The organism is Spirosoma utsteinense (assembly GCF_014282275.1).
In the GTDB taxonomy this organism is placed as follows: domain Bacteria; phylum Bacteroidota; class Bacteroidia; order Cytophagales; family Spirosomataceae; genus Spirosoma; species Spirosoma utsteinense.
Genome location: NZ_VFIA01000160.1, coordinates 1 through 983, shown reverse-complemented (window position 1 = coordinate 983; position 983 = coordinate 1). Strand labels below are relative to the sequence as shown.

Annotated in this window: 1 protein-coding gene; it reads left to right on the top strand. The window is 34.1% G+C overall.

Features of this window, described 5'->3' with window-relative positions; all coding sequences use genetic code 11:
* Positions 1 to 193: 193 nt before the first annotated feature.
* Positions 194 to 883: a hypothetical protein gene (locus FH603_RS28265; RefSeq protein WP_186742753.1), complete on the top strand. Its 690-nt coding sequence runs from the start codon at positions 194 to 196 to the stop codon at positions 881 to 883.
* Positions 884 to 983 lie beyond the last annotated feature (100 nt).

Below are 983 nucleotides of genomic sequence, written 5' to 3'. Positions count from 1 at the left end.
GCGAAGCGTTGATGGTCTAAACCGGTGGCCGACCGCCATTGGCGGTCAGTTTTTAAAGCCTTAATTGAGAGATTCATAAAGCAAAATTATGCCATTGCAACAAGTCTATTCAGGCAAAGTCATCGCGTTAAGTTGTTTTCCGTACATCAAAAATACGTCATCATCAATCTGATTTAGTATAAGTATAGATAATTTGAAAGATGAGATAAAGGCAACATTTGAATCTTTGGTTGATATAGCTTCTGAATATAAGAAAAAAATTAGTATAGTTGATCATAAGTTATCCGAATTTGAAAATTTCTATTCAAAATACCCAGATATTGATGAAAATCTAGAAGAAATTTCAAATTTCATAGGAAAGGTTGCAGAAAACGTTGAAAAATCAAATGTAAGTTTGATAGCTCTAAATAAAAGAAAGAAAGAGATAGATGATATACATAGAGAAATATTTGGCTACCAGCAAACCAATGAAGATGACGAAATAACTAAAGTGGAAGGTCTCAAAGATGAACTAGAAAAATCCTATCAAAAAATAACATCAGATATTAAGGATACATTTGATAAAATAAACCAAATTAATTCTAACTATGAGATAAAGTATGCTGATTTTGAAAACGGTCACAAATCCAAGTATGAAAAGATAAACAACGAGATAAACAGCTTATTGCCGAGAGCCTTAACAGCAGGACTGAGTGCTGCGTTTTCCAGCAAACGACAGGATGAAATACAAGAATCAAAAAATTTACAAGATAATTTCACCAAAGGGATATATATTTTAATAGGAGTCAGCTTGTTGCCAGTTGCCGTAAGTATTTGGTCGTTATTTGAGGGGATTTCGCTAGAAGAGGTGATATTAAGGCTACCAAGATTAGTCTTATACTAATTCAAAATCATAAAGACGCATTCAGAATGTAGGGAAAGCAAGTCAACTCGATGACTGTCTGCCGACCCGTGAATAACGCTTCAAGAACAGCCCGCAAACG